This window comes from Streptomyces katrae (assembly GCF_000966975.1).
GTDB classification, from domain to species: domain Bacteria; phylum Actinomycetota; class Actinomycetes; order Streptomycetales; family Streptomycetaceae; genus Streptomyces; species Streptomyces katrae.
In genome coordinates this window covers 1-7,192 of sequence record NZ_JZWV01000370.1, presented here as the reverse complement: position 1 = coordinate 7,192, position 7,192 = coordinate 1, and the positions used below count along the sequence as shown (strand labels likewise).

Below are 7,192 nucleotides of genomic sequence, written 5' to 3'. Positions count from 1 at the left end.
ACGGCGGCGGGGCCGGATCTCGGGGAGCGGGCGGGGAGAACGGCGTGGCGGAACCCTCGCTACCATGGGTTATCCGGACCTGACCGGGGCCCCGGATCCTCCCCCAGACTCCGTCCGGGGGGACCCCCAGAGGAGCGCTCTTGCCAGACGAGGTCCAGCCGCCACTCTCCGCCGCACAGCCCGACCCCAAGGCCGACCCGGCCGCGGCGGCCGCAGTCACGCCCCCGCCGGCGCCGCCGGTCAAGCCCCTCCCGGCCAAGCCGGCCCTCCCGGCCAAGCCGGCCGGGTCCTCCAACCGGGTCCGCGCCCGGCTGGCCCGTCTCGGCGTGCAGCGTTCCAACCCGTACAACCCGGTACTGGAACCCCTGCTCCGTATAGTCCGCAGCAACGACCCGAAGATCGAGACGGCGACGCTGCGCCAGATCGAGCAGGCCTACCAGGTCGCCGAACGCTGGCACCGCGGACAGAAGCGCAAGAGCGGCGATCCGTACATCACCCACCCCCTCGCGGTGACCACGATCCTCGCCGAGCTGGGCATGGACCCCGCCACCCTGATGGCCGGCCTGCTGCACGACACGGTCGAGGACACCGAGTACGGGCTGGAGCAGCTCCGCCGTGACTTCGGCGACGCCGTGGCCCTCCTCGTCGACGGCGTCACCAAGCTCGACCGGGTCAAGTTCGGCGAGGCCGCCCAGGCCGAGACCGTGCGCAAGATGGTCGTCGCCATGGCCAAGGACCCCCGGGTCCTGGTCATCAAGCTCGCCGACCGCCTGCACAACATGCGCACCATGCGCTACCTCAAGCGGGAGAAGCAGGAGAAGAAGGCCCGCGAGACCCTCGAGATCTACGCGCCGCTGGCCCACCGCCTCGGCATGAACACGATCAAGTGGGAGCTCGAGGACCTCGCCTTCGCGATCCTCTACCCCAAGATGTACGACGAGATCGTCCGCCTGGTCGCCGAGCGCGCCCCCAAGCGCGACGAGTACCTGGCCCTCGTCACGGACGAGGTGATGGTCGACCTCAGAGCCGCCCGGATCAAGGCCACGGTCACCGGCCGCCCCAAGCACTACTACAGCGTCTACCAGAAGATGATCGTACGAGGGCGCGACTTCGCGGAGATCTACGACCTCGTCGGCATCCGCGTCCTCGTCGACACCGTCCGGGACTGCTACGCCGCCCTCGGCACGGTGCACGCGCGATGGAACCCGGTCCCCGGCCGGTTCAAGGACTACATCGCGATGCCCAAGTTCAACATGTACCAGTCGCTCCACACGACGGTCATCGGGCCCAACGGCAAGCCGGTCGAACTGCAGATCCGCACCTTCGACATGCACCGCCGCGCCGAGTACGGCATCGCCGCGCACTGGAAGTACAAGCAGCAGACCGTCGCCGGCGCCTCCAAGATCCGCACCGACGTCCCGCAGGCCGCCAAGGGCAGCGCCGGCCAGGACACCGTCAACGACATGGCCTGGCTGCGCCAGCTCCTCGACTGGCAGAAGGAGACGGAGGACCCGGGCGAGTTCCTCGACTCCCTGCGCTTCGACCTCTCCCGTAACGAGGTCTTCGTCTTCACCCCCAAGGGCGACGTCATCGCGCTGCCCGCCGGGGCGACCTCCGTGGACTTCGCGTACGCGGTCCACACCGAGGTCGGCCACCGCACCATAGGGGCGCGGGTCAACGGGCGGCTCGTCCCGCTCGAATCGACCCTCGACAACGGCGACCTGGTCGAGGTCTTCACCTCCAAGGCGGAGGGCGCCGGCCCGTCCCGGGACTGGCTGGGCTTCGTCAAGTCCCCGAGGGCCCGCAACAAGATCCGCGCCTGGTTCTCCAAGGAGCGCCGGGACGAGGCCATCGAGCACGGCAAGGACGCCATCGCACGGGCCATGCGCAAGCAGAACCTGCCGATCCAGCGGATCCTGACCGGCGACTCCCTCGTCACCCTCGCCCACGAGATGCGCTACCCCGACATCTCCTCCCTCTACGCGGCGATCGGCGAGGGCCACGTCGCCGCGCAGGGCGTCGTGCAGAAGCTGGTGCAGGCCCTCGGCGGCGAGGAGGCCGCCAACGAGGACATCGAGGAGAGCGTCCCGCCGTCCCGCGCCCGCACCAAGCGGCGCGGCAACGCCGACCCCGGCGTGGTCGTCAAGGGCGTCGACGACGTGTGGGTGAAGCTGGCCCGCTGCTGTACCCCGGTACCGGGCGACCCGATCATCGGCTTCGTCACCCGCGGCAGTGGCGTATCGGTTCACCGCGCCGACTGCGTCAACGTCGACTCCCTCTCCCAGCAGCCCGAGCGGATGCTGGAAGTGGAGTGGGCCCCCACCCAGTCCTCCGTCTTCCTGGTCGCCATCCAGGTCGAGGCGCTGGACCGGTCCCGGCTGCTGTCGGACGTCACCCGGGTCCTGTCGGACCAGCACGTCAACATCCTCTCCGCGGCCGTGCAGACCTCCCGCGACCGGGTGGCCACCTCCCGGTTCACCTTCGAGATGGGCGACCCGAAGCACCTGGGACACGTCCTGAAGGCCGTACGGGGCGTCGAGGGCGTCTACGACGTCTACCGCGTCACCTCGGCCCGCAGGCCGTAGACCGCAGGTCCCCGCGCCGGACACGACGGTGGGCGCCACCCCCTCGGGGTGGCGCCCACCGTCGTTCAGCGCGGAGGCCGGATCAGGGGCAGCCCCACCAGACGAAGTTGAGGTTCCCGCCGAAGAGCGCGGACACGGCCGTGGCGGACCCGAGGATCCACAGCACCGTGCTCCGCCGGGCCCTGGCCAGGGCCAGCGCGAAGGGGAAGAGCAGCGGGAACGCGGGCATGATGAAGCGCATCTTCGAGAAGTAGAAGCCGGCACCGCCCAGCGCCATCAGCATGATCATGGCTGCGAAGATCCACACGACCATGGGGGGCCGGCGCCGTCGCGTCATCAGCACGAACAGCACCACCGCCGTGACCACCGTCAGCGAGACCACCACGTGGTTCAGGGTGGTGTGCACCTCGGTGAAGGTCTTCTTCAGCTCGTTGACGGTGTCGAAACCGCCGTCGTACACCGAACCCCAGCGGCGCTGGAGCTCGAAGTAGCCGTCCCAGCGCCCGAAGTGCCAGCCCACGTAGCCCACGTACCCGAACCAGCCCAGCGGGGCGATCAGCGAGGCGGTCACGATCCGCCCCACCGCGGGACGCTGCGCACGGCGCCCCCGGCGCCACTGCACGTACTCCCAGACCCCCGCCAGCACCACGGCCGCGACGATCGCCGAACCGGAGGGCCGGGTGGCGCCCGCGAAGAAGGCCAGCACACCGGCCGTCAGCCAGGACTTCGTCATCACCGCGTACATCGCCCACACCGAAAGGGCGAGGAACAGCGGCTCGGTGTACGCCATCGACTGGACGAGCGCCGCCGGCACGATCGCGAACAGGGCACAGGTGAAGAGCGCGACCCGCCGGCCGTAGATCTTGTCGGTGACGGCGAAGATGCCCCACGCGGCGATCACCGACGCGAACAGCGCCAGCCCCATCGCCACCCAGTTCATCGGCAGGTGCGTGACGTACGAGGTGTACCGCACCAGCATCGGGTAGACGGGGAAGAACGCCATCTGGCAGCTCGGCCCCGCGAACGCGCACGGCGACGGCGTCGCCAGCGGGGTCGTCAGACCGTTCTCGGCGATGTGCAGGTAGTAGACGGCGTCCCAGCGCCCGCCCAGGATCTCCAGCGGCCGCACGTCCTTGCGCTCGGCCCAGATCGCCATCACGGCGAGCCCGGTGGCCCGCAGCGCGATGTGGACCAGCAGGGCCTTCCGGGCACGCTTCAGGTTGGCGAGTACGCGCCGTCCGACACCACGGAGCCCGGAGTCCTTCTTGCCGGAGAGCGGTTCGGCGACGAGAAGTGAGTCGGGGACATCAGCGCGTATCTGGGTATGCGTCACATTCGATCCTGGTCGTCGCCCGGCAGAAGGCCGCCGAGGCGGCACCGTACAACGTTACACAGGAGGAAGGTGCAACCCGCGCGCACCCTGCGTTGAATCCGCGTAACGAATCGGACCCATATACGGCGGATGGGCGCCACCGGCGGTAACCGGTGGCGCCCATCCGAAAACCCGTCCGGGGACTCAGCCGCCGAACTCCTCCAGGCCCTTCAGCGCCTGGTCCAGCAGGGCCTGGCGGCCCTCCAGCTCCCGGGACAGCTTGTCGGCCTTGGCGTTGTTGCCGGCCGCGCGCGCGGAGTCGATCTCACCGCGCAGCTTGTCGACGGCCGCCTGCAGCTGACCCGTCAGACCGGCCGCACGGGCCCGCGCCTCCGGGTTCGTACGCCGCCACTCGCCCTCCTCGGCCTCCTGGATGGCCCGCTCCACGGCGTGCATCCGGCCCTCGACCTTGGGACGGGCGTCCCGCGGCACGTGGCCGATGGCCTCCCAGCGCTCGTTGATGGAGCGGAACGCGGCCCGGGCCGCCTTCAGGTCCGTCACCGGGACGAGCTTCTCGGCCTCCTCGGCCAGCTCCTCCTTCAGCTTCAGGTTCTCGACCTGCTCGGCGTCCCGCTCCGCGAAGACCTCGCCGCGCGCCGCGAAGAACACGTCCTGGGCACCGCGGAAACGGTTCCACAGGTCGTCCTCGGCCTCGCGCTGCGCCCGGCCCGCCGCCTTCCAGCTGTCCATCAGCTCGCGGTAGCGGGCGGCCGTCGGACCCCAGTCCGTCGACTTCGACAGCGACTCGGCCTCGGCGACCAGCTTCTCCTTGGCCTTGCGGGCCTCCTCGCGCTGCGCGTCCAGCGCCGCGAAGTGCGCCTTGCGGCGCTTGGAGAAGGCGGACCGGGCGTGCGAGAAGCGGTGCCACAGTTCGTCGTCCGACTTGCGGTCGAGCCGGGGCAGCCCCTTCCAGATGTCCACCAGCGCGCGCAGCCGCTCACCGGCACTGCGCCACTGGTCGCTCTGCGCCAGCTGCTCGGCCTCGGTCACCAGGGCGTCCTTGGCCGCACGGGCCTCGTCCGCCTGCTTGGCCTTCTGGACCTTGCGCTCCTCGCGCCGCGAGTCCACCGTCGCCACCAGCTTGTCCAGCCGGACGCGCAGCGCGTCGAGGTCACCGACGGCGTGGTGCTCGTCCACCTGGGTCCGCAGGTGGTCGATGGCCGTCTGGGCGTCCTTGGCGGACAGATCGGTGGTCCGCACCCGCCGTTCGAGGAGGCCGATCTCGACCACCAAGCCCTCGTACTTGCGCTCGAAGTAGGCCAGGGCCTCCTCAGGGGTGCCCGCCTGCCACGAGCCGACGACCTGCTCGCCCTCGGAAGTACGCACGTACACGGTGCCGGTCTCGTCGACTCGGCCCCACGGGTCGCTGCTCACAGCGCCTCCTCCACCTGATGCCGCACGGGGTCGTGTCCCCCTGGCATCGTCCACAGTTTCCTGGGGCGGGCAGCGCCCGCCCTGCACAACGCCAACATAGGCGACCGCCGGGCCGGCTGTCCGCATCCCGCACGACGGAATATCGCCGCACGGGCCGCGGGCCGGCCCGCCCGGGGCCGCCGCGCCCCGTCAGTCCTTGGTGACGGCGGCCTTCTCGATGGTCACGGGGGTCTTCGGAGCGCCGTCCTGCGCCCCGTCGGCGGTCCCCGCCTTCGCGACCTCCTCCAGCACCTTCAGCCCCTCCGCGTCGATCTTCCCGAACGGGGTGTAGGAGGGGGCGAGGGGGCTGTCCTTGTAGACGAGGAAGAACTGGCTGCCGCCGGTCCCCGGCCGGCCGGTGTTGGCCATCGCCACCGTGCCGGCCGGGTAGACCACCTGGCCCTGCTCGTTCGGCTTGCCCAGGGAGTCCAGGTTCTCGTCGGGGATGTTGTAGCCCGGGCCGCCCCGGCCGGTGCCCTCGGGGTCGCCGCACTGGAGCACGTAGATCCCCGACGTCACCAGGCGGTGGCACTTGGTCTTGTCGAAGAAGCCCTTGTCGGCGAGCGACTTGAAGGAGTTGACCGTCTGCGGGGTCTTCGAGGCGTCCATCCCGAACCTGATCTCGCCCGCGCTGGTCTTCAGGTCGAAGGTGTACTTCGCCTTGTCGTCGATCGCCATCGCCGGGGAGGGGGACTTCTTGGGCTCCGGCAGCGAGGGGGAGGCCGAGGGCTCGGCCGCGGAATCGTTCTTGTCCTTGGAGTCGAAGACACCGCCCGCGATCAGGCCGATCAGCGCCGCGATCACCGCGGCCGAGGCCGCACCGATGATCGCCAGCCGCTGCCGCGACCTGCGGCGGGCCTCCGCGCGGCGCTTCTGCTGGCGCTCGTACTTCTCCCTGGCGAGCTGTCGCCGACGCTGATCGCTCGTGACCACCGGGTCGTCTCCTTGTGCGTCTCTGGTACCGCTGTCCGGGCTCGGTTAGGCCGTACCGTATATGGGTTCGCTGTGTAATGAGGGGCGCCGGTAGGCTCTGAGCAGCAGATTCCGAACTGCTGCCGCCCGACGGACGACGATTGAGGACGAACGTGCTGATTGCCGGATTCCCGGCCGGGGCCTGGGGGACCAACTGCTACCTGGTCGCCCCCGCCGCGGGTGAGGAGTGCGTCATCATCGACCCGGGCCACCAGGCCGCCCAGGGCGTCGAGGAAACGCTGAGGAAGCACCGTCTCAAGCCCGTCGCGGTCGTCCTGACCCACGGCCACATCGACCATGTGGCCTCGGTGGTCCCGGTGTGCGGAGCGCACGACGTTCCCGCCTGGATCCACCCCGAGGACCGCTACATGATGAGCGACCCGGAGAAGGCCCTCGGCCGCTCCATCGGCATGCCGCTCATGGGCGAGCTCACCGTCGGCGAGCCGGACGACGTCCGCGAGCTGTCCGACGGCGCCGCCCTGAAGCTGGCCGGGATGGAGTTCTCGGTGGCGCACGCGCCCGGCCATACCAAGGGGTCGGTGACCTTCCGGATGCCCGAGCAGGCCGACGTACCGCCGGTCTTCTTCTCGGGCGACCTGCTCTTCGCCGGCTCCATCGGACGCACCGACCTGCCCGGCGGCTCCCACGCCGAGATACTCCAGTCACTGGCCCGCGTGTGCCTGCCGCTGGAGGACTCGACGGTGGTGCTGTCCGGCCACGGTCCCCAGACCACCATCGGCCGTGAGCGCGCGACCAACCCGTACCTGCGGGAAGTCGCCGCCGGCCTGGGGAACGGCACCGCCGCCCCACGACGAGGAATGTGACGAGACTTTCGTGAGCACCTTCAAGG

Annotated in this window: 5 protein-coding genes; 2 read left to right on the top strand and 3 right to left on the bottom strand. The window is 70.2% G+C overall.

Annotated features, from left to right (window positions below; genetic code table 11):
* Window positions 1-140 precede the first annotated feature (140 nt).
* The gene (locus tag VR44_RS14335; RefSeq protein ID WP_045947863.1) at window positions 141-2,585 is read left to right on the top strand and encodes a RelA/SpoT family protein; all 2,445 of its coding nucleotides are present in this window, start codon (window positions 141-143) and stop codon (window positions 2,583-2,585) included.
* Window positions 2,586-2,667: 82 nt separating this feature from the next.
* Here VR44_RS14335 and VR44_RS14330 read toward each other — a convergent pair whose 3' ends face one another.
* From VR44_RS14330 to VR44_RS14320, 3 genes are all read right to left on the bottom strand, one after another.
* Window positions 2,668-3,918, bottom strand: a complete 1,251-nt coding sequence (locus VR44_RS14330; protein WP_245691798.1) for a hypothetical protein — start codon at window positions 3,916-3,918, stop codon at window positions 2,668-2,670.
* A 183-nt stretch (window positions 3,919-4,101) separates the two neighbouring features.
* Window positions 4,102-5,331 carry a DUF349 domain-containing protein gene (locus tag VR44_RS14325; RefSeq protein WP_045947862.1) on the bottom strand — a complete coding sequence of 410 codons (1,230 nt, stop codon included), beginning with the start codon at window positions 5,329-5,331 and terminating at the stop codon, window positions 4,102-4,104.
* 189 nt (window positions 5,332-5,520) lie between these two features.
* Window positions 5,521-6,303, bottom strand: a complete 783-nt coding sequence (locus tag VR44_RS14320) for a peptidylprolyl isomerase (RefSeq protein ID WP_045947861.1) — start codon at window positions 6,301-6,303, stop codon at window positions 5,521-5,523.
* 152 nt (window positions 6,304-6,455) lie between these two features.
* On the opposite strand from VR44_RS14320, the gene VR44_RS14315 reads away from it, so the two are divergent.
* Window positions 6,456-7,166: an MBL fold metallo-hydrolase gene (locus VR44_RS14315; RefSeq protein WP_045947860.1), complete on the top strand. Its 711-nt coding sequence runs from the start codon at window positions 6,456-6,458 to the stop codon at window positions 7,164-7,166.
* The last annotated feature ends 26 nt before the right edge of the window (window positions 7,167-7,192 follow it).